Source organism: Streptococcus mitis, from assembly GCF_946190375.1.
In the GTDB taxonomy this organism is placed as follows: domain Bacteria; phylum Bacillota; class Bacilli; order Lactobacillales; family Streptococcaceae; genus Streptococcus; species Streptococcus mitis_CJ.
This window is the reverse complement of the sequence record NZ_CAMIAF010000004.1, coordinates 76,643-100,570: the sequence shown is the minus strand read 5'-3', so window position 1 is coordinate 100,570 and position 23,928 is coordinate 76,643. Positions and strand designations below refer to the sequence as shown.

General features: G+C 41.2%; 18 protein-coding genes and 1 pseudogene. 18 read left to right on the top strand and 1 reads right to left on the bottom strand.

What is annotated here, in order from left to right:
* Positions 1-977 precede the first annotated feature (977 nt).
* The 10 genes and pseudogenes from budA to alaS all read left to right on the top strand — a co-directional run bounded on the left by budA (position 978) and on the right by alaS (position 11,230).
* The gene (budA, locus tag N8M09_RS03150; RefSeq protein ID WP_261063740.1) at positions 978-1,709 is read left to right on the top strand and encodes an acetolactate decarboxylase; all 732 of its coding nucleotides are present in this window, start codon (positions 978-980) and stop codon (positions 1,707-1,709) included.
* 9 nt (positions 1,710-1,718) lie between these two features.
* On the top strand, positions 1,719-2,471 hold the full coding sequence (locus N8M09_RS03145) for a YhfC family intramembrane metalloprotease (protein ID WP_261063739.1): 753 nt from the start codon (positions 1,719-1,721) through the stop codon (positions 2,469-2,471).
* 112 nt (positions 2,472-2,583) lie between these two features.
* A complete protein-coding gene (gene murB, locus N8M09_RS03140; RefSeq protein ID WP_261063737.1) occupies positions 2,584-3,489 on the top strand; it encodes a UDP-N-acetylmuramate dehydrogenase in 906 nt (301 codons plus the stop codon).
* A gap of 159 nt (positions 3,490-3,648) precedes the next feature.
* Complete coding sequence (locus N8M09_RS03135) at positions 3,649-4,806, top strand: ABC transporter ATP-binding protein (protein ID WP_049523527.1); 1,158 nt, start codon at positions 3,649-3,651, stop codon at positions 4,804-4,806.
* Positions 4,787-5,593, top strand: a complete 807-nt coding sequence (locus N8M09_RS03130) for an ABC transporter permease (protein ID WP_000753801.1) — start codon at positions 4,787-4,789, stop codon at positions 5,591-5,593. Before N8M09_RS03135 ends, N8M09_RS03130 begins: the two co-directional genes overlap by 20 nt.
* A complete protein-coding gene (locus N8M09_RS03125; RefSeq protein WP_000712740.1) occupies positions 5,590-6,363 on the top strand; it encodes an ABC transporter permease in 774 nt (257 codons plus the stop codon). Before N8M09_RS03130 ends, N8M09_RS03125 begins: the two co-directional genes overlap by 4 nt.
* Positions 6,360-7,430 carry an ABC transporter substrate-binding protein gene (locus tag N8M09_RS03120; RefSeq protein ID WP_261063735.1) on the top strand — a complete coding sequence of 357 codons (1,071 nt, stop codon included), beginning with the start codon at positions 6,360-6,362 and terminating at the stop codon, positions 7,428-7,430. Before N8M09_RS03125 ends, N8M09_RS03120 begins: the two co-directional genes overlap by 4 nt.
* A 148-nt stretch (positions 7,431-7,578) precedes the next feature.
* Positions 7,579-7,830: pseudogene (locus N8M09_RS03115) on the top strand (hypothetical protein).
* A gap of 274 nt (positions 7,831-8,104) precedes the next feature.
* Entirely contained in the window at positions 8,105-8,590 is a 486-nt protein-coding gene (locus tag N8M09_RS03110; protein WP_261063732.1) for an LURP-one-related/scramblase family protein, read from the top strand.
* Positions 8,591-8,611: 21 nt separating this feature from the next.
* Entirely contained in the window at positions 8,612-11,230 is a 2,619-nt protein-coding gene (gene alaS, locus N8M09_RS03105; protein ID WP_261063729.1) for an alanine--tRNA ligase, read from the top strand.
* 89 nt (positions 11,231-11,319) lie between these two features.
* Here the strand turns inward: alaS and N8M09_RS03100 are convergent, their stop codons facing one another.
* On the bottom strand, positions 11,320-12,774 hold the full coding sequence (locus N8M09_RS03100; protein WP_261063727.1) for an alpha-amylase: 1,455 nt from the start codon (positions 12,772-12,774) through the stop codon (positions 11,320-11,322).
* A 178-nt stretch (positions 12,775-12,952) separates the two neighbouring features.
* Here N8M09_RS03100 and N8M09_RS03095 point away from each other — a divergent pair, with 178 nt between their 5' ends.
* The 8 genes from N8M09_RS03095 (at position 12,953) to gyrB (ending at position 23,909) form a co-directional block, all read left to right on the top strand.
* Positions 12,953-13,702 carry an ABC transporter ATP-binding protein gene (locus tag N8M09_RS03095; RefSeq protein ID WP_261063725.1) on the top strand — a complete coding sequence of 250 codons (750 nt, stop codon included), beginning with the start codon at positions 12,953-12,955 and terminating at the stop codon, positions 13,700-13,702.
* Entirely contained in the window at positions 13,683-15,320 is a 1,638-nt protein-coding gene (locus N8M09_RS03090) for a hypothetical protein (RefSeq protein ID WP_261063712.1), read from the top strand. The genes N8M09_RS03095 and N8M09_RS03090 overlap by 20 nt, the downstream gene beginning before the upstream one ends.
* A gap of 575 nt (positions 15,321-15,895) precedes the next feature.
* Positions 15,896-16,825, top strand: coding sequence for a peptidase U32 family protein (locus N8M09_RS03085; RefSeq protein ID WP_084927453.1), 930 nt, complete (start codon positions 15,896-15,898; stop codon positions 16,823-16,825).
* Between the two features lie 198 nt (positions 16,826-17,023).
* The gene (locus N8M09_RS03080) at positions 17,024-19,474 is read left to right on the top strand and encodes a bifunctional DnaQ family exonuclease/ATP-dependent helicase (RefSeq protein WP_261063711.1); all 2,451 of its coding nucleotides are present in this window, start codon (positions 17,024-17,026) and stop codon (positions 19,472-19,474) included.
* Positions 19,475-19,510: 36 nt separating this feature from the next.
* Positions 19,511-20,734, top strand: coding sequence for an FtsW/RodA/SpoVE family cell cycle protein (locus N8M09_RS03075; protein WP_261042691.1), 1,224 nt, complete (start codon positions 19,511-19,513; stop codon positions 20,732-20,734).
* A 10-nt stretch (positions 20,735-20,744) separates the two neighbouring features.
* Complete coding sequence (locus tag N8M09_RS03070) at positions 20,745-21,299, top strand: DJ-1 family glyoxalase III (protein WP_261063709.1); 555 nt, start codon at positions 20,745-20,747, stop codon at positions 21,297-21,299.
* Positions 21,300-21,384: 85 nt separating this feature from the next.
* Positions 21,385-21,948, top strand: a complete 564-nt coding sequence (locus tag N8M09_RS03065; protein ID WP_261063708.1) for an HAD family hydrolase — start codon at positions 21,385-21,387, stop codon at positions 21,946-21,948.
* Positions 21,949-21,962: 14 nt separating this feature from the next.
* Positions 21,963-23,909: a DNA topoisomerase (ATP-hydrolyzing) subunit B gene (gyrB, locus tag N8M09_RS03060; RefSeq protein ID WP_023942865.1), complete on the top strand. Its 1,947-nt coding sequence runs from the start codon at positions 21,963-21,965 to the stop codon at positions 23,907-23,909.
* Positions 23,910-23,928 lie beyond the last annotated feature (19 nt).

Below are 23,928 nucleotides of genomic sequence, written 5' to 3'. Positions count from 1 at the left end.
GCTCCTGTTGTATTATCACTATTTTCTATTATGTCTCCTTCTATAGCTTCTGTTAGAGTATTTGCTGATGATGTAACTACTACGGAAGTTTCTGAAATTAGGACCTAAGAACAAAAACAAATCGATGATGTAGCCAATGTTCTTGAACAAATGTTTAGAAATGGAGTTAATGAAAAAAATTTATTGAATATGTTTATAAAAACTTTTCTCAAAAAGATATTGCTCATGCGGAAAATGAATTAGAAACTAATATTAATAATCTCTATGACAGAGTCCCTTGGGATGAGATGGGAGGATGTATAGCGAGAAAAATACGAGAAGAATTTTTTGCTATGACCAATGTTTCGCTAACTGTTAGGTATGCGTAGAAAAAGGCTTGGTCAGAATTAGCTAAAGTGGTACTAAGATTTGTTAAAGCTAATGGACTTAAAACAAATATTTATATCATTGCTGCTCAATTGGCTATTTGGGTAGTTCAGTGAGGTATGGAATAATGCGTGATAAAAACTTTTTAATAAAGGATGGGATTATTAGCTTTTTGATTGGATTTGTATATGCGTATTTAGTGTTACAAAAATTTATCCTTTGGAAAATCCTTTTGTTTGCATTTATTTTTGCAATTATTAATACAATATTTATGTTTACTAGGAACAAAAAATAAATAATGATTTAGTTAAATAAAAAGCGACCCCTAGGGAAGTGTGTTCCTTAGGGGTTGTTGTGCTAGTTCAAGTTTTGTTTCTGTCAAAATCTCAGGCTACCCGTCGAAAATCATCCAGACTCGATACCATTTTTCAGATAGGAAACGACCTCTTGGTACTTGCTTTGTTTCTTCATTCCAGACCTCCCTTGATTTTGTTACATTGTACCCTTTTTTTCCTTCTTGGCAATGTCTAGAGTGTTTCTCTCGTTCACATCTAGGGGCAAATGTGGTATACTTAGGAGTAACATTTATAGAATAACAGACAAGAAAGTGAATGGATAAGAACGTGCAGGAACCAGTGAAATTATTTCAATACAATACCCTTGGAGCCTTGATGGCTGGCCTTTATGGTGGTACCATGACAGTGGGAGAATTGCTAGAGCATGGTGAGCTTGGTTTGGGAACCTTGGATTCTATTGATGGGGAATTGATTGTCTTAGATGGCAAGGCTTATCAGGCCAAAGGCTCAGGAGAGCAACCGGAAATTGTAGAAGTGTCACCAGATGCCCTTATTCCTTACGCTGCAGTAGTACCACATCAGGCAGAAGTTATTTTCCGCCAGCGGTTTGAGATGACAGACAAGGAATTGGAAGAACGGATTGAGTCTTATTATGATGGGGAAAATCTTTTCCGCTCTATCAAGATTCGGGGGGAATTTTCGCATATGCATGTGCGCATGATTCCTAAGTCAACACCAGATACCAAGTTTGCTGAGGTCGCAACCCATCAACCTGAATATAGTCGCGACAATGTGGCGGGAACCATCGTTGGTTTCTGGACGCCTGAGATTTTCCATGGGGTCAGTGTAGCAGGCTATCATCTACACTTCATTTCAGATGACTTGACCTTCGGTGGACATGTCATGGACTTTGTTATCAAGGAAGGCATTATTGAGGTGGGAGCTGTTGACCAGTTGGACCAACGTTTCCCAGTACAAGACCGTCAATACTTGTTTGCTAAGTTCAATGTTGACGAGATGAAAAAAGATATTGAAAAGGCAGAATAGGAGAAGAAAATGACCATTCATATTATCATTACCATGTTGCTGTTGCTGGCTTTCTTGATAGGAAGCATTTGGTATGCCAAAAAGAAATACCAGATTAATTTAGCTGTTTTGGGATTGGGGGCTGTAGCCTTCTTTGTCTCTTCACAGATTTTGGAAAAACTGGTGCATATCTTGGTTTTGCATCCTCAAAAAGACGGTAGTATTGCCCTCTTGCAAGATCATCCGCTTGTCTATATCATCTATGGCCTAGCCATGGCAGCATTTTTTGAGGAAACTGCTCGTCTTGTTTTCTTCAAATGGTTGGAGAAAAAGAGAAGTTTGGAAAAGTCAGACGCTTTGGCTTATGGACTGGGGCATGGTGGCTTGGAATTAATTTTCCTAGGCCTTGCTAGTTTACTCAATCTCTACATCGTGCTTTCGGCGGTTCAAACTCAGGATCCACAGGTCATGCAATTGCTGTCTGAAAATATGTTGAAAACTATTCAGTCTCTATCAGTCTGGCAGATTTATTTGCTTGGTTTTGAGAGAATCTTGGCCCTAGGTTTCCAATTACTCTTGACTGTTTGGGTTTACCAAGCTGTTCGCCAGAAGAAATGGATTTATCTCCTAGCAGCCTATGGCCTACACGCCTTCTTTGACCTAGCACCATCTCTAGTCCAAGTTGGCTGGTTGACAAATCCAGTCTTGGTGGAAGTTGTCCTAGCACTAGAGCTCGTTCTGGTTGCCTATGGAACAAAGGCAATCTTTTGTAAAAAATCATAAGAAAAAGGGGGAAACCTCTTTTTTGTTTAAAATAAGCCCAAGATTTTTTTAGGGTCGTCAAATGGTATTAAAAATGGTATAATGGAATGAATTTTGTAAAAGGAAGAGTGTCATGTTAGTAAAAGAAAAAATGCTTGAAATCTTAGAAGGGATTGATATCCGTTTTAAAGAACCCTTGCATAGCTATAGTTATACAAAAGTAGGTGGAGAGGCTGATTATCTGGTCTTTCCACGAAATCATTTTGAGTTGGCTCGCGTTGTCAAATTTGCCAATCAAGAAAATATCCCTTGGATGGTCCTTGGAAATGCCAGCAACATCATCGTTCGTGATGGTGGAATTCGTGGATTTGTCATTTTGTGTGACAAGCTCAATAACGTTTCCGTTGATGGCTATACCATCGAAGCTGAAGCAGGGGCTAACTTGATTGAAACAACTCGCATTGCCCTCCGTCATAGTTTGACTGGTTTTGAATTTGCTTGTGGCATTCCAGGGAGCGTTGGCGGTGCTGTCTTTATGAATGCGGGTGCCTATGGTGGCGAGATCGCCCACATCTTGCAGTCTTGCAAGGTCTTGACCAAGGATGGAGAAATCGAGACCCTATCTGCCAAAGATTTGGCTTTTGGTTACCGCCATTCAGCCATTCAGGAGTCTGGTGCAGTTGTCTTGTCAGCTAAATTTGCTCTAGCCCCAGGAACCCATCAGGTCATCAAGCAAGAAATGGATCGCTTGACGCACCTGCGTGAACTCAAGCAACCTTTGGAATACCCATCTTGTGGCTCGGTCTTTAAGCGTCCAGTCGGGCATTTTGCAGGTCAGTTAATTTCAGAAGCTGGCTTGAAAGGCTATCGTATCGGTGGTGTTAAAGTGTCTGAAAAGCACGCAGGATTTATGATCAATGTTGCTGACGGAACGGCTAAAGACTACGAAGACTTGATTGAGTCTGTTATCGAAAAAGTCAAGGAACACTCAGGTGTTACTCTTGAGAGAGAAGTCCGTATTTTAGGTGAAAGCAAGTAGGAAGCTGTATTTGAAAAGCTGCTGCTATGTCATGGAAAGGGGGTGAAAGCCTATCGGTAGCGAAGATGTATGCAGGTGGTTTTACTCCCTGCAAGAGGTAGTGGCGGCCTGACAGAGCCCTGATCTGTTAATCTATGAAAAAGAAGGAATTTATGCCAATTGAAAAAACCAATTATCGAATTCAAAAACGTCTCTAAAGTTTTTGAAGACAGCAACACCAAGGTTCTCAAAAACATCAACTTTGAGTTGGAAGAAGGAAAATTCTACACCCTTCTAGGCGCATCTGGTTCAGGGAAATCAACTATCCTAAACATCATTGCAGGTCTACTGGATGCTACGACAGGAGATATCATGCTAGATGGTGTCCGTATCAATGACATTCCAACCAACAAGCGAGATGTTCATACGGTCTTCCAATCCTATGCCTTGTTCCCACATATGAATGTGTTTGAAAATGTTGCCTTTCCACTCCGCTTGCGTAAAATTGACAAGAAAGAAATCGAGAAGCGCGTAGCGGAAGTTCTCAAGATGGTTCAGTTGGAAGGTTATGAAAGACGTTCCATCCGTAAACTCTCTGGAGGACAACGTCAGCGTGTGGCTATTGCCCGTGCCATCATCAACCAACCTCGTGTGGTTTTGTTGGACGAGCCTTTATCAGCGCTGGACTTGAAATTGCGAACAGACATGCAGTACGAACTGCGGGAACTGCAACAACGATTGGGGATTACCTTTGTCTTTGTCACTCACGATCAGGAAGAAGCCCTTGCCATGAGTGACTGGATTTTCGTTATGAATGATGGAGAGATTGTCCAGTCAGGAACTCCTGTGGACATCTACGACGAGCCGATTAACCACTTTGTTGCCACCTTTATCGGGGAGTCAAACATCTTACCAGGTACCATGATTGAGGACTACTTGGTTGAGTTTAACGGCAAACGCTTCGAAGCGGTCGATGGGGGGATGAAGCCAAATGAACCTGTTGAGGTTGTTATTCGTCCAGAGGACTTGCGGATTACCCTTCCTGAAGAAGGCAAGCTCCAAGTTAAGGTGGATACCCAGCTCTTCCGTGGAGTTCACTATGAAATTATCGCTTATGACGAACTTGGGAATGAATGGATGATCCATTCAACCCGTAAGGCCATCGTGGGTGAGGAAATCGGTCTGGACTTTGAGCCAGAAGACATCCATATCATGCGTCTCAACGAAACAGAAGAAGAGTTCGATGCTCGTATCGAGGAGTACGTAGAAATCGAAGAGCAAGAAGCAGGTCTGATCAATGCAATCGAGGAGGAAAGAGATGAAGAAAACAAGCTCTAAACTCTTTGTAGTGCCTTACATGCTTTGGATTGCCCTCTTTGTTTTAGCACCCTTGGTCTTGATTTTCGGTCAATCCTTTTTCAATATCGAAGGTCAGTTCAGTTTAGAAAATTATAAGTCCTACTTTGCGTCACAAAACTTGACCTATCTAAAAATGAGTTTCAACTCTGTACTCTATGCAGGAATTGTGACCTTTGTAACCCTCCTTATCAGCTATCCAACAGCCCTCTTTTTGACCCGTCTCAAACACCGTCAACTCTGGCTCATGCTGATTATCTTGCCAACCTGGATTAATTTGCTCCTTAAAGCTTATGCCTTTATCGGGATTTTTGGTCAAAATGGCTCTATTAACCAATTCTTGGAATTTATCGGAATCGGTTCACAACAGTTGCTCTTTACCGATTTCTCCTTTATCTTTGTCGCAAGCTACATCGAGCTTCCCTTTATGATCTTGCCGATTTTCAATGTCTTGGACGATATGGATAACAATCTCATCAATGCCAGTTACGATCTCGGTGCGACAAAATGGGAAACCTTCCGTCATGTCATCTTCCCTCTGTCTATGAACGGAGTGAGAAGTGGGGTTCAGTCGGTCTTTATCCCCAGCTTGAGTCTCTTCATGCTGACCCGTTTGATTGGTGGGAACCGCGTTATCACTCTTGGTACAGCCATTGAGCAGAACTTCCTGACCAATGACAACTACGGTATGGGTTCAACCATCGGTGTAATTCTCATCTTGACCATGTTCATCACTATGTGGGTGACCAAGGAAAGGAGAGAACGATGAAAAAATTTGCCAACCTTTATCTGGGACTGGTCTTTCTTGTCCTCTACCTGCCGATTTTTTACTTGATTGGCTACGCCTTTAATGCAGGCAATGACATGAACAGTTTTACAGGCTTTAGCTTGAGCCATTTTAAAACCATGTTTGGCGATGGTCGCCTTATGTTGATTGTGACCCAGACCTTTTTCTTGGCCTTTCTGTCAGCCTTGATAGCGACCATTATCGGGACTTTTGGAGCTATTTACATTTACCAGTCTCGTAAGAAATACCAAGAAGCCTTTCTTTCACTCAATAATATCCTCATGGTTGCACCCGACGTTATGATTGGTGCCAGCTTCTTGATTCTCTTTACCCAACTCAAGTTTTCACTTGGCTTTTTGACTGTTCTATCTAGTCACGTGGCCTTCTCGATTCCTATCGTGGTCTTGATGGTCTTGCCTCGACTCAAGGAAATGAACGGTGACATGATTCATGCTGCCTATGACCTTGGTGCCAGTCAATTTCAGATGTTCAAGGAAATCATGCTTCCTTACCTGACTCCGTCTATCATTGCAGGTTATTTCATGGCCTTCACCTATTCGCTAGATGACTTTGCTGTGACCTTCTTCGTAACGGGAAATGGCTTTTCAACCCTATCAGTCGAGATTTACTCTCGTGCTCGCAAGGGGATTTCGCTAGAGATCAATGCCCTGTCTGCCCTCGTCTTTCTCTTTAGTATTATCCTAGTTGTTGGATATTACTTTATCTCACGTGAGAAGGAGGAGCAAGCATGAAAAAACTCTATTCATTTTTAGCAGGAATTGTAGCCATTATCCTCGTCTTGTGGGGAATTGCGACGCATTTAGATAGTCAAATCAATAGCCGAGATAGTCAAAAATTGGTTATCTACAACTGGGGAGACTATATTGATCCAGAACTATTGGAGCAATTCACAGAAGAAACAGGCATCCAAGTCCAGTACGAGACCTTTGACTCCAACGAAGCCATGTATACCAAGATCAAGCAGGGTGGAACGACCTACGATATTGCCATTCCTAGTGAATACATGATTAACAAGATGAAGGACGAAGACCTCTTAGTTCCACTTGATTATTCAAAACTTGAAGGTCTTGAAAATATCGGACCAGAGTTCCTTAACCAGTCCTTTGACCCAGGCAATAAATTCTCCATCCCTTACTTCTGGGGAACACTGGGAATTGTCTATAATGAAACCATGGTCGAGGAAGCGCCTGAGCATTGGGATGATCTCTGGAAGCCAGAGTATAAGAACTCTATCATGCTCTTTGATGGGGCGCGTGAGGTACTGGGACTCGGACTTAACTCGCTGGGCTACAGCCTCAACTCCAAGGATACCCAGCAGTTAGAAGAGACAGTAGATAAACTCTACAAACTGACTCCAAATATCAAGGCCATCGTTGCCGACGAGATGAAGGGCTACATGATTCAGAATAATGCTGCTATCGGCGTGACCTTCTCTGGTGAAGCTAGTCAAATGCTAGAAAAAAACGAAAATCTACGCTATGTGGTACCGACGGAGGCCAGCAACCTTTGGTTTGACAATATGGTCATTCCCAAAACAGTCAAAAACCAAGATGCTGCCTATGCCTTTATCAACTTTATGTTGAAACCTGAAAATGCTCTCAAAAATGCAGAGTATGTCGGCTATTCAACACCAAACCTACCAGCTAAGGAACTACTCCCAGAGGAGAAAAAAGAAGACAAAGCCTTCTATCCAGATGCTGAAACCATGAAACACCTAGAAGTTTATGAGAAATTTGACCATAAATGGACAGGAAAATATAGCGACCTCTTCCTACAGTTTAAAATGTATCGGAAGTAGCAGTTAGCAGTCACGAAACGAATCAGTCAAGCTGGTTCGTTTTTTATGTAAAAGGCAATTTTTGTAACTGTATGTTTTTCTATGATAGTTGCTTATTTGCTTGCCTAGTAGTATACTAAGCTTATCCTAATAGAAAGCGGTATCATCTATGAAAATGTCTACTTTTTTCAAAAAAAGTTTTTGGCCAACCTTTATGATTGTTAATCAAACTGTTATACTATTCCATTTAAAAGATGGCTTGGATCGACAATACCTAACAACTGAGTCCATATATTGAGTGATAGGAACCTTTATATTTGCAAATATTTGTGTAGCTATCTTTAGCAATTCGAAAACTTGGGATAAAAGTTGGGATAAAAAGAAAAATGGCAGTAAGAAAAAGTATATTCTGAAAAAGTAATCTGAGATGTAGGGAATTGCTCTGATTCAACGGAGATGATTTTCAGTTGACGCAAGCTTAAAAAAACGTTATAATAAGAAAGTTGAGAATTGATTTTCACTTGTCTTAGTCCAGAGAAATGGCGGTGCTGCGAGCCATCTAAGCTAGAAAGTCATGCTACTCAATCATACAATTGCATAAGAACAAGAGAATGACAAGTTCATTGAATGAAGGTGGTACCGCGGTTTTTCGCCCTTCGTGATATGAGCTTGTCTTTTGATTTTTGGAGGTGTTGATGAAAACATTTCTTGTAAAACAAAAGTTTCGTCTTGGAGGCGAACGCTTCGCTATCAAGGATGACAGGGGAGAAATAGCCTATCAGGTGGAGGGATCATTTTTTAAGATTCCCAAAACTTTTACCATCTATGATGCTAATGGTGAACAGGTCAGTCAGATCAGTAAAGAAATCTTGACCTTGCTACCTCGTTTTGAGATTCAGCTTAGGGATGGCTCGAGTTTTGTCATTCGTAAGAAGTTGACCTTCTGGCGAGATAAGTATGAGTTTGATAATCTGGGGCTTCATATCGAGGGCAATATCTGGGATTTGAATTTTAAATTGCTGGATGATCGCGATCAGCTGATTGCAGAAATTAAGAAGGAACTCTTCCATTTGACCTCTACCTATACTGTAACGGTTCTGGAGGACGCTTATGCAGATCTAGTCATTTCTCTCTGTGTCGCGATTGACTATGTGGAGATGCTGGAAAGCCAATCACATTAAACAAGTAAATAAGGAGACAACATGAAACAATTATCTAGTGCACAAGTACGCCAAATGTGGCTTGATTTCTGGGCGACCAAAGGTCACTCAGTAGAACCATCAGTGAGCTTGGTTCCTGTAAATGACCCAACTCTTTTGTGGATCAACTCTGGGGTAGCAACCCTTAAGAAATACTTTGACGGGACTATTATCCCTGAAAATCCACGTATTACCAATGCCCAAAAGGCTATCCGTACTAACGATATCGAGAACGTAGGGAAGACTGCTCGTCACCATACCATGTTTGAAATGTTGGGGAACTTCTCTATCGGGGATTACTTCCGTGACGAAGCTATCACTTGGGCTTATGAGCTTTTGACAAGCCCAGAATGGTTTGATTTCCCAGCTGAAAAACTTTACATGACCTACTATCCAGACGATAAAGATTCATACAACCGTTGGATTGAAGTGGGAGTGGACCCAAGTCACTTGATTCCAATCGAGGACAACTTCTGGGAAATTGGTGCGGGACCTTCTGGACCGGACACAGAGATTTTCTTTGACCGTGGAGAGGCTTTTGACCCAGAAAATATCGGTCTTCGCCTTCTTGCAGAAGATATTGAAAACGACCGTTACATCGAAATCTGGAACATCGTTTTGTCACAATTTAATGCAGATCCTGCTGTTCCTCGTAGCGAATACAAGGAATTGCCACACAAGAACATTGATACGGGGGCAGGTTTGGAGCGTTTGGTAGCGGTTATCCAAGGGGCTAAGACAAACTTTGAAACGGACCTCTTCATGCCGATTATCCGTGAAGTTGAGAAATTGTCTGGTAAGGTTTATGACCAAGATGGCGACAACATGAGCTTTAAGGTTATTGCTGACCACATCCGTTCACTTTCATTTGCCATCGGTGATGGTGCCCTTCCAGGAAATGAAGGTCGTGGTTATGTCCTTCGTCGTCTTCTCCGTCGTGCCTCTATGCACGGTCAAAAATTGGGAATCAACGAGCCTTTCCTTTATAAACTCGTTCCAACTGTTGGAAAAATCATGGAAAGCTACTACCCAGAAGTGCTTGAAAAACGTGACTTTATCGAAAAAATTGTTAAGAGCGAGGAAGAATCATTTGCTCGTACCCTTCACTCAGGTCAACACTTTGCCCAAGGCATTGTAGCAGACTTGAAAGAAAAAGGTCAATCTGTTATCGCTGGTTCAGATGTATTCAAACTTTATGACACTTATGGATTCCCAGTTGAATTGACTGAAGAAATCGCTGAAGAAGCTGGTATGACTGTGGACCGTGAAGGATTTGAAGCAGCCATGAAAGAACAGCAAGAACGTGCGCGTGCGTCAGCTGTTAAGGGTGGCTCAATGGGGATGCAAAATGAAACCCTTCAAAACATCACTGTAGAAAGTGTCTTCAACTACAATGCTAGCCAATTGTCTTCTAAATTGGTGGCTATCGTGGCTGATAATGCAGAAGTAGAAGCTGTGTCAGAAGGAACTGCCTCTCTTATCTTTGCGGAAACGCCATTCTATGCTGAAATGGGTGGACAGGTCGCTGACCACGGACAAATCTTGGATGAGTCAGGTAAGGTTGTGGCTACTGTGACAAATGTTCAAAAAGCACCAAACGGACAAGCTCTTCATACAGTTGAAGTCCATGCACCACTTGCTTTGAACCAAGAATATACCTTGGCAATTGATACAAATCGCCGTCACCGTGTTATGAAAAATCACACTGCGACTCACTTGCTTCACGCTGCTCTTCACAAAATCCTTGGAAACCACGCAACACAAGCAGGATCTCTGAATGAAGTTGAATTCCTTCGATTTGACTTTACCCATTTCCAAGCTGTGACTGCTGAAGAATTGCGTGCCATTGAGCAGCAAGTTAATGAGAAAATCTGGGAAGCTCTTGAAGTTAAGACAGTTGCAACGGATATTGACACTGCTAAAGAAATGGGAGCTATGGCCCTCTTTGGTGAGAAATACGGTAAGGAAGTCCGTGTTGTTACTATCGGGGACTACTCTATCGAGCTTTGTGGTGGTACCCACGTTGGTAACACTTCTGAAATTGGCCTCTTCAAGATTGTCAAAGAAGAAGGGATTGGTTCAGGAACTCGCCGTATCTTAGCAGTGACTGGTAAGGAAGCCTTTGAAGCCTACCGCGAACAAGAAGATGCTCTTAAAGCTGTCGCAGCAACTCTTAAAGCACCTCAACTTAAAGAAGTACCTCACAAGGTAGAAGGACTTCAAGAACAACTTCGTCAACTTCAAAAAGAAAATGCTGAGTTGAAGGAAAAAGCCGCAGCTGCAGCCGCAGGCGATATCTTCAAGGATGTGAAGGAAGTCAACGGTCACCGTTACATTGCTAGCCAAGTTTCTGTATCAGATGCTGGTGCCCTTCGTACCTTTGCGGACAACTGGAAACAAAAAGACTACTCTGATCTTCTTGTCCTAGTTGCTGCTATCGGTGACAAAGTCAATGTTCTTGTAGCAAGCAAGACAAAAGACCTTCATGCAGGAAACCTTGTCAAAGAATTGGCACCTATCGTCGATGGACGTGGTGGTGGTAAACCAGACATGGCCATGGCAGGAGGAAGCAACCAAGCTAAAATCCAAGAATTGTTGGATGCAGTAGCAGGTAAATTGTAAACAAACAAAGATCTATCCATTTGGGTAGGTCTTTTTGTGAATACAAAAAAGCCAAATCCGCTTGGATCTGGCTTGGTTATTATGAGCTATTAGATAGTATTGGCTGCCCAGACACTTACCGAAGCAGCTGAGACTGGGAATTGTCCATAACCTTCCTCATCAATTGTAATTTGACCTTGGTGGTTTCCAAGTAAATCTACGAAGGTTTGGTTAGCCCATTCTTGGCCGACAAACATAGACTTGCTGTTTTCTTGGTCATTTGAGATAAGGACTGCGATTGGGGATTGATTTTCAGCACCTGAACGTACCCAACCGATACAGTTAGCATCATCAAAGTAGTCAGTTTGATCTCCATAGGCCAAATCTTTTCGGATGATTAGGAGGCGGTCAAGGACTTCTTTGAAATCTTGTTGAGCATATTGCCCTGAAATCCCATAGTAGTCGCCGTAAAAGACACATGGAAGGCCATTTTGGCGTAACAGAATGAGGGCATAGGCTGCTGGTTTGAACCATTCTTCAACGGTAGACTCAAGAGCCTGACCTCGTTGTGTATCGTGGTTGTCGACAAAAGTCACAGCCTTGTCAGGCTTGAGTTCAACCAGGCTATCTGTGAAAATGCCACGAAGGTCATAGTTTGAACCTGCTCGGCTAGCATCAAAGAGATTCTGGTGGAGACGAACATCGACAAGGTCAAAGCGTTCTTCCGTTTTTTCAAGATAGTCCAGATTGGCTTCCTTGTCTGGATTCCAAAATTCACCAAAAACATAGAAATCCTCACCGTATTTTTCCTTCATATCGCGAATAAAATTGCTCATGAAGAAAGAGTCAATGTGCTTAACGGCATCCAAACGGAAACCAGCAATACCAGTCGTCTCCATGAACCAGTCTGCCCAGTCATAGATATTTTGGATAACTTCAGGATGTTTAAAGTCTAGGTCGGCATACATGAGGTAGTCATAGTTACCGTTTTCATTATCGACTAATTCCTCATTTGCCCAACCCTTGTTGTCTCCTTGAATCAGATAAATCCCAGACTTACGGCGTTTTGCATCATAGTCAGTACCTGTGAAGTGGTACCAGTGCCAGTGGAAGTCATTGTAGGTATCTTGGCGACCATCGAAGGTAAAACTAGTCCAGCCATTGATGGTGAAAGGTTCCCCAAGTTCGACCGTACGGTCTACAGGGTCCACTTCGATAACCTGAAAGGCTTCCATGTGATCGGCTGCAGCCTTGTGATTGAGAACCACATCGGCCATAGGTTGAATTCCCTGTGCTTTTAGGGCTTGAATGGCTTGAAGATAGTCTTCTTTAAAACCATACTTAGTGCGGACAGTCCCTTTTTGGTTAAACTCTCCTAGGTCAAATAAGTCATAGACCCCATAGCCGACATCTTTTTCATTGGTTGCCTTAAAAGCTGGTGGCATCCAGACGTGGCTAATCCCCAGATGAGCTAGGTGTGGAGCATCTTCAGCCAGACGCGTCCAGTGCTGACCGTCGTGGGGCAGATACCATTCAAAGTATTGCATGAGTGTTTGATTTTGCATGATGTTTCCTCTTACTTGTCAATCTTGTTCTTTATTCTATCATAAAGTATTGGTTAGCGCCAACGTTTGCATAAGATAGAAGGAAACTATTTTAACTGCTTAAAATAAAGTATTGATTTTTTTGTATCAAAGTGCTAGTATAATAGTATGTAATATAGATAAAGATAGGAGTCATCCCATGATTGAATTTCAAAATATTAGTAAGTTGTATGGTGATAAAGAGGCTTTGAGCAATCTCAATTTGCAGATTGAAAATGGGGAGATTATGGGCTTGATTGGCCATAATGGGGCTGGAAAATCGACCACCATAAAATCCTTAGTCAGTATTATTTCGCCCAGCAGTGGTCGTATTTTGGTAGACGGTCAGGAGTTATCGGAAAATCGCTTGACGATCAAACGAAAGATTGGCTACGTAGCAGACTCGCCTGACTTATTTTTACGCTTAACGGCCAATGAATTTTGGGAATTGATCGCCTCATCCTATGATCTGACTAGCTCTGACTTGGAGGCTAGTCTAGCTAGGCTATTGAGTGTTTTTGATTTTGCTGAAAATCGCTATCAGGTTATTGAAACCCTTTCTCACGGAATGCGTCAGAAAGTCTTTGTCATTGGGGCACTCTTGTCTGATCCTGATATTTGGGTCTTGGACGAACCCTTGACTGGTTTGGATCCCCAGGCTGCCTTTGATTTGAAGCAAATGATGAAGGAACATGCACAAAAAGGCAAGACGGTCTTGTTTTCAACTCATGTCCTAGAGGTAGCTGAGCAAGTCTGTGATCGGATTGCCATTTTGAAAAAGGGACATTTGATTTATTGTGGTAGTGTAGAGGACTTGAGAAAAGACCACCCAGACCAGTCTTTGGAAAGTATCTACCTTAGCCTTGCTGGTAGAAAAGAGGAGGTTTCAGATGCGTCTCAAGGTCATTAAAAAATTAGTTGATATCAATATCCTCTATTCATCTCAAGAAGCTAATCTGGCTAACCTACGAAAGAAGCAGGCTAAGAATCCTGGGAAAAAAGTAAATGTTTCCGCTAGAGTCCTAAGTTCTTACATTTTTTCAAGTCTCTTGATGCTTTTCATGTTTATAAATATAGCCTTTCGTTTTCCTTTTGAGGAAATGCCAAGTTTTTTTAGTAGCATGGTTGCTATTTTACTGGTGCTTGCTTTTTCAACTTCTTTCACTGCATTTTACAATGTCTTTTATGAGAGTAAGGACTTGGCATCGTATAGGCCCTATGCCTTTAAAGAATCAGAGATTATAATTGCTAAAGGACTGTCTGTTCTCTTGCCAGCTCTAGCTGGAATTGTACCAATCCTAGCTTATTTTCTAGTCCTCTATATTAGGCTAGCTCCTTCTCTTTGGCTGGGCTTGCCTTTGATGTTGCTGTCCTTGGTCTTATTATTTGTCTCTGTTACTTTAGTGATGGTAGTGGCAGTACATTTCTTGGCTCAGACTAGGGTCTTCAGAAAGTATCAGTCTATTTTTTCGAATGTGATGATTGGGATAGGGGTTCTCATACCTTTAATATTTGTCCTCTTTCTACAGTCGACTTTTGGAAGTATTGTTGACAAAGTTAGAGACATTCCATTTCTCCTTTATCCTCTTCATATCTTTTACAAAATAGCAGTGGAGCCTTTTTCGACAGAAGCCATACTGGGTCTGTTAGCTTGGATAGCTTTAACTGTTTTCTTGCTTTACCTGACCAAAAAGAAGGTTCTTCCTCATTTTTATGACGTGATTCTGCTTAACAGTGAGGAGAAGGTCAAGAAAGAACGTCGCAATAAGGAGAGAATTTCAACTACTAATAAAAAGGGCTTTTTCCGTATGGTTTTACGCTACCACCTCACCCTCTTGGGACAGGGAACTGGCGTGATTACAGTGCTTTTTACAAGTGCTTTTCTTCCTTATCTCATGATGATCGGTCTGATTTCCAAAATTCGAGATTCTCAGATAGTTCCAGACATTCATCCTCCATACTGGTTACCCTTGTTTTTTATAGGTCTCTTTCTAGCTGTTGTCAATAACAATATCACCAGCCTGCATTCAATTGCCTTATCCTTGGAGAGGGAAAATGTTGATTTTCTGAAGAGTTTACCCTTTGACTTTGCTCGCTATGTGAAAGTGAAATTTTGGATTATATTTGCTGTCCAGTCCTTTTTACCAGTTCTGACTTTACTTGGTCTTTCTCTATATTTAGGCTTGCCCATCCTTTCGATGATTTACCTTTTTGTAGTCTGGATCCTTGCCAGTGTCATCCTTTCTTGCCACCATTACCTTAAGGACGTGAAAAATTTGTCAACCAATTGGAGTAACATTACGGACCTGGTGAACCGTTCAAATCGTATAGTAGCAATAGTTTTACTCTTAATTTATAGTGTTATCTTAATGATTTTAGTCATAGCAAGTTTGTTCTTGGTTCGGTCTCTAGCCCCTGTCCTTGCCATCAGCTTGGGAGTAGGAGTTCTTATCCTCTTGCTTGCTCTTGCTATTTTTGGCTATCATTACTACCTGTCACGCATATTGACAGAAATAGAAAAAAGATGAGATAGTTGGTCGCTTGCTTGATAAATTTTATAAAAAGAAATAAAGCTGAGCAAAAAATCACTTCTAACTATCAAAAAATGAGTATTTCCGTGGTTGGATATACTCGTTTTTCTATGCCATTTTTCTTATCATAAAAATAAAACGACTAGAAAATTATAACAACATATAAATCCTATAGCATCAATTGCTTAAATTTTGGACTAGATTTTATCTATGATGTTTTGAAGATTAATGGAGCTTGAGATGTTTGCTATTTATGGATAGTGTACAAAGTAAATTGTTACTGGCGAGCTCTCTTATGCTTCTGGGTCTGCCTTTCATCTAGTTATTCTTATAAAAGTCCGTTTTATACTCAATGAAAAACAAAGAGCAAACTAGGAAGCTAGCCTCAGGTTGCTCAAAGCACCGCTTTGGGGTTGCAGATAAAGCTGACGTGGTTTGAAGAGTATTAGACTAATTTCCACTTTGGTAAGTCAAGTGGAAGTCACTTTGAGAAATTAGCCTGAAATAATTCCTATTTGTAAAACTCTGATAAGTCTTGGCTGATTTTGGAGAAATGTGGTATAATTTTCCTTATGGAAAAGATTATCATTACAGCAACTGCTGAAAGTATTGAACAAGTTGAACAACTACTCGAAGCTGGCGTAGACCGTATCTATGTCGGTGAGAAAGATTTTGGCCTTCGTCTGCCAACAACCTTTAGTTATGACCAATTGCGTGAAATCGCTAATCTGGTTCATGATGCTGGTAAGGAATTGATTGTTGCAGTCAATGCCCTCATGCACCAAGACATGATGGATCGTATCAAGCCATTCCTTGATTTCTTGGAAGAAATCAAGACAGACTACATTACGATTGGGGATGCAGGTGTCTTTTACGTAGTCAACCGCGATGGTTATTCCTTTAAGACCATCTACGATGCTTCGACTATGGTAACTAGCAGTCGTCAGATTAACTTCTGGGGACAAAAGGCTGGTGCATCTGAGGCTGTTTTGGCACGTGAAATTCCATCTGCTGAGCTCTTCAAGATGCCTGAGATTTTGGAAATTCCTGCTGAAGTGTTGGTTTACGGTGCTAGTGTTATTCACCATTCTAAACGTCCACTCTTGCAAAACTACTATAACTTTACGCATATCGATGATGAAAAAACGCGTAAACGTGACCTCTTCTTGGCAGAGCCAAGTGATCCAGAAAGCCACTATTCCATTTTTGAAGACAATCATGGGACTCACATCTTTGCTAACAATGACCTTGATTTGATGACCAAATTGACAGAATTGGTAGAGCATGGTTTTACTCACTGGAAATTAGAAGGTCTCTATACACCTGGTCAGAACTTTGTTGAGATTGCCAAACTCTTTATCCAAGCGCGTAGCTTGATTCAAGAGGGCAACTTTAGCCATGACCAAGCCTTCTTGCTGGATGAAGAAGTTCGCAAGTTACACCCTAAAAACCGTTTCCTTGATACAGGATTTTATGATTACGATCCTGATATGGTTAAATAAAGTAAATGGATAGTTGAGAGAAGTAAGATGCAAATATTTCTTCTCTCAATTTTTCTTATTCTCCAATATTTTCAAAAAATTAGCAGGCTAGGATGCTCTGTTTGCTGGGATTTTTAAGAAAGGTAACCTTCTTGAGTTTGAAAATTATCCTATGTTTGCAGGTGCCAAATGGCCCTTTTTTTGGTATAATTTTTTATAATGAAAACGATTGGTAATCGCTATGTTGTGGTGGATTTAGAGGCAACTAGCACAGGTAGTAAGGCTAAAATTATCCAAGTGGGAATTGTTGTGATTGAGGATGGAAAAATCGTCGATCACTATACGACGGATGTCAATCCACATGAACCTTTGGATGCTCATATCAAAGAACTGACAGGACTGACTGACCAACGTCTAGCGCAAGCACCTGATTTTTCGCAAGTTGCAAGAAAAATCTTTGACTTGGTGGAGGATGGGATTTTTGTAGCCCACAATGTTCAGTTTGATGCCAATCTCTTGGCGGAAAATTTATTTTTTGAAGGCTATGAACTAAGAAATCCTCGTGTTGACACGGTCGAATTGGCCCAAGTCTTTTTCCCAGAACTGGAAAAATATAGTTTGCCGATTTTGTGTCGAGAATTAGGAATTCCTCTAAAACACGCCCACACAGCCCTTTCAGATGCCCAAGCGACTGCGGAATTACTCCTTTTTCTACGAGAAAAGATGGCTCAGCTTCCTAAAGGTCTTTTGGAACGCTTGCTGGAGATGGCTGACGCTCTCTTATATGAGTCCTATCTGGTTATTGAAGAAATTTATCGAAACCAATCTATTCTGACTTCTTCTGACTTAGTTGAAGTTCAAGGGATATATTTCAAGAAACCTACAGCTCCCAATAAGCCAAGAAAATTATCTCAAGATTTTTCTAAGAATATTTCTCTGTTGAACCTTGAAGCGAGGGAGAAGCAAGAACGTTTTGCTAAAGAGGTTGGCTTGCTATTGAAGGAGGAGCCTGTATCATTAATTCAAGCGCCGACAGGGATTGGGAAAACTTATGGCTACCTCTTACCCGCTTTGTCCCAAGTACAAGAGCGTCAAATTGTTCTTAGCGTTCCGACGAAGATTCTTCAAAATCAAATCATGGAAGAAGAAGGTAAATGTCTCAAGGAAGTGTTCCATATAGATATTCATAGCTTAAAGGGACCACAAAATTACCTGAAGTTGGATGCCTTTTATCGTTCCTTACAGGAAAATGATGAAAATCGCTTATTTATACGCTTTAAAATGCAACTCTTGGTTTGGCTGACAGAGACAGAAACCGGGGATTTGGATGAGATTGGTCAACTCTACCGTTACCAACATTTTCTAACAGATCTTCGTCATGATGGGAATTTATCATTTCAAAGCTTATTTGTGACGGAAGATTTTTGGAAACGTAGTCAAGAAAGGGCACAAACCTGCAAGCTTTTAGTGACCAATCATGCCTATCTTGTAACCAGACTTGAAGATAATCCTGAATTTGTCAGTGACCGTTTATTGATTATTGATGAAGTTCAAAAGATTTTGTTAGCCCTAGAAAATCTGCTTCAGGAGACCTACGATATCCAGTCTATTATCAATTTGCTTGATAAGGCTTTACTGGAGGAGCAAAATAAGGTCCAGCAACGAATACTAGAAAGTATTCGCTTTGAGTGCCTTTACTTGATGGAACAATTTCAGTCTGGCAAATCTAGTAAAAATATCTTGGATTCTCTGGCCAATCTCTGCCAGTATTTTTCAGAATTAGAGGCAGAAGGCTTTGGGGAACTGGTCCGCTATTTTACAGCTGACCGAGATTACTGGCTTGAAGCAACTGAAACGAGTCAAAAGAAAATTCAGATTTCTTCTACAAAATCAGGCCGTATTCTTCTATCTTCCTTAGTACCTGATTCATGTCAAGTCTTGGGAGTGTCGGCCACTCTTGAGATTAGTCAAAGAGTTTCTTTGGCAGACCTGTTAGGTTATCCCGAAGCCAAATTTGTTAAGATTGAAGCTGGTAAAAAACAGGATCAAGAAGTGGTCTTGGTCAAAGATTTCCCCTTGGTAACAGAAACCTCCTTAGAAGTCTATGCCAAGGAGGTAGCTGATTTGCTAGTGGAAATTCAAGCTTTCCAACAACCGATTTTGGCTCTCTTTACTGCCAAAGACATGCTTCTAGCAGTATCGGATTTACTTCCAGTTAGCCATCTGGCCCAGTATAAAAATGGGGATGTTCATCAACTGAAGAAACGCTTTGAAAAAGGTGAACAACAAATCCTGCTTGGTGCCGCAAGTTTCTGGGAAGGGGTCGATTTTTCAAGCCATCCTTTTGTGATTCAAGTAGTACCAAGACTTCCTTTCCAAAATCCCCAAGAGCCCTTGACGAAAAAGATTAATCAGGAACTAATTCAAGAAGGGAAAAATGCCTTTTATGATTATCAATTGCCAATGGCTATTATTCGTTTAAAACAGGCTTTGGGAAGAAGTATGAGACGTGAACACCAACGTTCCTTAACCCTTGTTTTGGATAGGAGAATTGTCGGAAAACGATACGGCAAGCAAATAGTGACTTCTTTAGCCAAAGAAGCGACTGTTAAAACTGTCTCTCAATCCGAAGTTGATGAGGCTGTTGATAAATTTTTAAATGAACTTTGATAAATAGTATTGTATGAAAGTATAAGGTTAGTGTATATGAAACGTTCTCTCGACTCTAGAGTCGATTATAGTTTGCTATTGCCAGTATTTTTTCTACTGGTTATCGGCGTGGTGGCTATTTATATAGCTGTTAGTCATGATTATCCAAATAATATTTTGCCCATTTTAGGGCAGCAGGTCGCCTGGATTGCCTTGGGACTTGTGATTGGTTTTATCGTCATGCTCTTTAATACAGAATTTCTTTGGAAAGTGACCCCCTTTCTGTATATTTTAGGATTGGGACTCATGGTCTTGCCAATTGTCTTTTATAATCCAAGCCTAGTTGCATCAACGGGTGCCAAAAACTGGGTATCAATAAATGGAATTACCCTATTCCAACCGTCAGAATTTATGAAGATATCCTATATCCTCATGTTGGCTCGTGTCATTGTCCAATTTACAAAGAAACATAAGGAATGGCAACGTACAGTACCTTTGGACTTTTTATTAATTTTTTGGATGATTGTCTTTACCATTCCAGTCCTAGTTCTTTTGGCACTTCAAAGTGACTTGGGGACGGCTTTGGTTTTTGTAGCCATTTTCTCAGGAATCGTCTTACTATCAGGAGTTTCTTGGAAAATTATTATTCCAGTATTTGTGACTGCTGTAACAGGAGTTGCTGGATTCTTAGCCATTTTTATCAGTAAGGGTGGCCGGGCTTTTCTCCATCAATTGGGGATGCCGACCTACCAAATCAATCGTATCTTGGCTTGGCTCAATCCATTCGACTTTGCTCAAACAACCACTTACCAACAGGCTCAAGGGCAGATTGCCATTGGGAGTGGTGGCTTATTTGGTCAAGGGTTTAATGCTTCGAATCTGCTTATTCCAGTTCGAGAGTCGGATATGATTTTCACGGTTATCGCAGAAGATTTTGGCTTTATTGGTTCTGTCCTTGTTATTGCCCTTTATCTCATGCTGATTTACCGTATGTTGAAGATTACTCTTAAATCAAATAACCAGTTCTACACCTATATTTCTACAGGTTTGATTATGATGTTGCTCTTCCACATTTTTGAAAATATCGGCGCTGTGACGGGCTTGCTTCCTTTGACTGGGATTCCCTTGCCTTTTATTTCGCAAGGAGGATCGGCTATTATCAGTAATTTGATCGGTGTTGGCTTGCTTTTATCGATGAGTTACCAGACTAATCTAGCTGAAGAAAAGAGTGGAAAAGTCCGATTCAAGCGGAAAAAGGTTGTATTAAAACGAATCAAATAAGGAGAAAATCATGGTTAAAGTAGCAGTTATGTTGGCTCAGGGCTTTGAAGAAATTGAAGCTTTGACAGTTGTGGATGTTTTGCGTCGTGCTAATATTACTTGTGATATGGTAGGATTTGAAGAGCAAGTGACAGGTTCGCACGCAATCCAAGTAAGAGCAGATCGTGTCTTTGAGGGTGATTTATCAGACTATGACATGATTGTCCTTCCTGGAGGGATGCCTGGTTCTGCACATTTGCGTGACAATCAGGCCTTAATTCAAGAAATGCAAAATTTCGAACAAGAAGGGAAGAAACTGGCGGCCATTTGTGCAGCGCCAATTGCCCTCAATCAAGCAGGAGTATTGAAAAACAAGAAATTTACTTGTTATGATGGTGTTCAAGAGCAAATCCTTGATGGTCAATATGTAAAGGAAACAGTAGTGGTAGATGGTCATTTGACAACCAGTCGAGGTCCCTCTACAGCCCTTGCCTTTGCCTACGAGTTGGTGGACCAACTAGGAGGAGACGCAGAGACTTTACGAACAGGAATGCTCTATCGAGATGTCTTTGGTAAAAATCAATAAAACGGGAGTTAACCTCTCGTTTTTTTATGTGGAAAACTCAGGGAAATCATCGCTTTTTTCATAAAAAAATGCTATAATGAAGGGTATGAAATATCACGATTATATCTGGGATTTAGGTGGAACTTTACTGGATAATTACGAAACTTCAACAGCTGCATTTGTTGAAACATTGGCATTGTATGGCATCACACAAGACCATGACAGTGTCTATCAGGCTTTAAAGGTTTCTACTGATTTTGCGATTGAGACATTCGCTCCCAACTTAGAGAATTTTTTAGAAAAGTACAAGGAAAATGAAGCCAGAGAGCTTGAACATCCGATTTTGTTTGATGGAGTTGCTGATTTATTGAAAGATATCTCAAATCAAGGTGGCCGTCATTTCTTGGTTTCTCACAGAAATGATCAGGTCTTGGACATTTTAGAAAAAACCTCTATAGCAGCCTATTTTACAGAAGTGGTGACTTCTAGCTCGGGTTTTAAGAGAAAGCCAAATCCTGAGTCCATGATTTATTTAAGAGAAAAGTATCAGATTAGCTCTGGTCTTGTTATTGGTGATCGGTCGATTGATATCGAAGCAGGTCAAGCAGCAGGATTGGATACCCACTTGTTTACCAGTATCGTGAATTTAAGACAAGTATTAGACATGTAAGAAAAAGGAAAAAGATGACAGAAGAAATCAAAAATCTGCAGGCACAAGATTATGATGCCAGTCAAATTCAAGTTTTAGAGGGCTTAGAGGCTGTTCGTATGCGTCCAGGGATGTATATCGGATCGACCTCAAAAGAAGGTCTTCACCATCTAGTCTGGGAAATTGTTGATAACTCAATTGATGAGGCCTTGGCAGGATTTGCCAGCCATATTCAAGTCTTTATTGAGCCAGATGATTCGATTACTGTTGTCGATGATGGGCGTGGTATCCCAGTCGATATTCAGGAAAAAACAGGTCGACCTGCCGTTGAGACTGTCTTTACTGTTCTTCACGCTGGAGGAAAGTTTGGCGGTGGCGGATATAAGGTCTCAGGTGGTCTTCACGGAGTGGGGTCCTCAGTTGTTAACGCTCTTTCAACTCAATTAGACGTTCATGTCCACAAAAATGGTAAAATTCATTACCAAGAATACCGTCGTGGTCATGTTGTCGCAGACCTTGAGGTGGTTGGGGATACAGATAGAACTGGAACAACGGTTCACTTCACACCGGACCCAGAAATCTTTACGGAAACAACAACCTTTGATTTCGATAAATTAAATAAACGCATTCAAGAGTTGGCCTTTCTAAATCGCGGTCTTCAAATCTCCATCACAGATAAGCGCGAAGGTTTGGAACAAACCAAGCATTACCATTATGAAGGTGGGATTGCTAGTTATGTTGAATATATCAACGAGAACAAGGATGTAATCTTTGATACACCAATCTATACAGACGGTGAGATGGATGATATCACAGTTGAGGTAGCCATGCAGTACACAACTGGTTACCATGAAAATGTCATGAGTTTCGCCAATAATATTCATACACATGAAGGTGGAACGCATGAACAAGGTTTCCGTACAGCCTTGACACGTGTTATCAACGATTATGCTCGTAAAAATAAGTTACTGAAAGACAATGAAGACAACCTAACAGGGGAAGATGTTCGCGAAGGCTTAACTGCAGTTATCTCAGTTAAACACCCAAATCCACAGTTTGAAGGACAAACTAAGACCAAACTGGGGAATAGCGAAGTGGTCAAGATTACCAATCGCCTCTTCAGTGATGCCTTTTCCGATTTCCTCATGGAAAATCCACAGATTGCCAAACGTATCGTGGAAAAAGGGATTTTAGCTGCCAAGGCTCGTGTGGCTGCCAAGCGTGCGCGTGAAGTCACTCGTAAAAAATCTGGTTTGGAAATTTCCAACCTTCCAGGGAAATTAGCAGACTGTTCTTCTAACAATCCTGCTGAAACAGAACTCTTCATCGTCGAAGGAGACTCAGCTGGTGGATCAGCCAAATCGGGTCGTAACCGTGAATTTCAGGCAATTCTTCCAATCCGCGGTAAGATTTTGAACGTTGAAAAGGCAAGTATGGATAAGATTCTTGCTAACGAAGAAATTCGTAGTCTTTTCACAGCAATGGGAACAGGATTTGGAGCAGAATTTGATGTTTCGAAAGCCCGTTACCAAAAACTCGTTTTGATGACCGATGCCGATGTCGATGGAGCCCACATTCGTACCCTTCTTTTGACCTTGATTTATCGTTATATGAAACCAATCCTAGAAGCTGGTTATGTTTATATCGCCCAACCACCAATCTATGGTGTCAAGGTTGGAAGCGAGATTAAAGAATATATTCAGCCAGGAGCAGATCAAGAAATTAAACTCCAAGAAGCCTTGGCTCGCCATAGTGAAGGACGTGCCAAACCAACCATTCAGCGTTATAAAGGTCTGGGTGAAATGGATGATCACCAATTATGGGAAACAACCATGGATCCCGAACATCGCTTGATGGCCAGAGTTTCTGTGGATGACGCAGCTGAGGCAGATAAAATCTTTGATATGTTGATGGGGGATCGAGTAGAGCCTCGTCGTGAGTTTATCGAAGAAAATGCTGTCTATAGTACACTTGATGTCTAAAAAATCGGGAGAAGTAGTT

Bases quoted from the DNA above. Each gene is read 5' to 3' on its own strand.
- N8M09_RS03125 (WP_000712740.1), top strand. From the start codon at position 5,590: ATGAAAAAATTTGCCAACCTTTATCTGGGACTGGTCTTTCTTGTCCTC.
- N8M09_RS03130 (WP_000753801.1), top strand. From the start codon at position 4,787: ATGAAGAAAACAAGCTCTAAACTCTTTGTAGTGCCTTACATGCTTTGG.
- N8M09_RS03085 (WP_084927453.1), top strand. From the start codon at position 15,896: ATGGAAAAGATTATCATTACAGCAACTGCTGAAAGTATTGAACAAGTT.
- gyrB (WP_023942865.1), top strand. From the start codon at position 21,963: ATGACAGAAGAAATCAAAAATCTGCAGGCACAAGATTATGATGCCAGT.
- N8M09_RS03100 (WP_261063727.1), bottom strand. From the start codon at position 12,774: ATGCAAAATCAAACACTCATGCAATACTTTGAATGGTATCTGCCCCAC.
- N8M09_RS03090 (WP_261063712.1), top strand. From the start codon at position 13,683: ATGCGTCTCAAGGTCATTAAAAAATTAGTTGATATCAATATCCTCTAT.
- budA (WP_261063740.1), top strand. From the start codon at position 978: ATGGATAAGAACGTGCAGGAACCAGTGAAATTATTTCAATACAATACC.
- alaS (WP_261063729.1), top strand. From the start codon at position 8,612: ATGAAACAATTATCTAGTGCACAAGTACGCCAAATGTGGCTTGATTTC.
- N8M09_RS03070 (WP_261063709.1), top strand. From the start codon at position 20,745: ATGGTTAAAGTAGCAGTTATGTTGGCTCAGGGCTTTGAAGAAATTGAA.
- murB (WP_261063737.1), top strand. From the start codon at position 2,584: ATGTTAGTAAAAGAAAAAATGCTTGAAATCTTAGAAGGGATTGATATC.
- N8M09_RS03120 (WP_261063735.1), top strand. From the start codon at position 6,360: ATGAAAAAACTCTATTCATTTTTAGCAGGAATTGTAGCCATTATCCTC.
- N8M09_RS03075 (WP_261042691.1), top strand. From the start codon at position 19,511: ATGAAACGTTCTCTCGACTCTAGAGTCGATTATAGTTTGCTATTGCCA.
- N8M09_RS03110 (WP_261063732.1), top strand. From the start codon at position 8,105: ATGAAAACATTTCTTGTAAAACAAAAGTTTCGTCTTGGAGGCGAACGC.
- N8M09_RS03065 (WP_261063708.1), top strand. From the start codon at position 21,385: ATGAAATATCACGATTATATCTGGGATTTAGGTGGAACTTTACTGGAT.
- N8M09_RS03145 (WP_261063739.1), top strand. From the start codon at position 1,719: ATGACCATTCATATTATCATTACCATGTTGCTGTTGCTGGCTTTCTTG.
- N8M09_RS03095 (WP_261063725.1), top strand. From the start codon at position 12,953: ATGATTGAATTTCAAAATATTAGTAAGTTGTATGGTGATAAAGAGGCT.
- N8M09_RS03080 (WP_261063711.1), top strand. From the start codon at position 17,024: ATGAAAACGATTGGTAATCGCTATGTTGTGGTGGATTTAGAGGCAACT.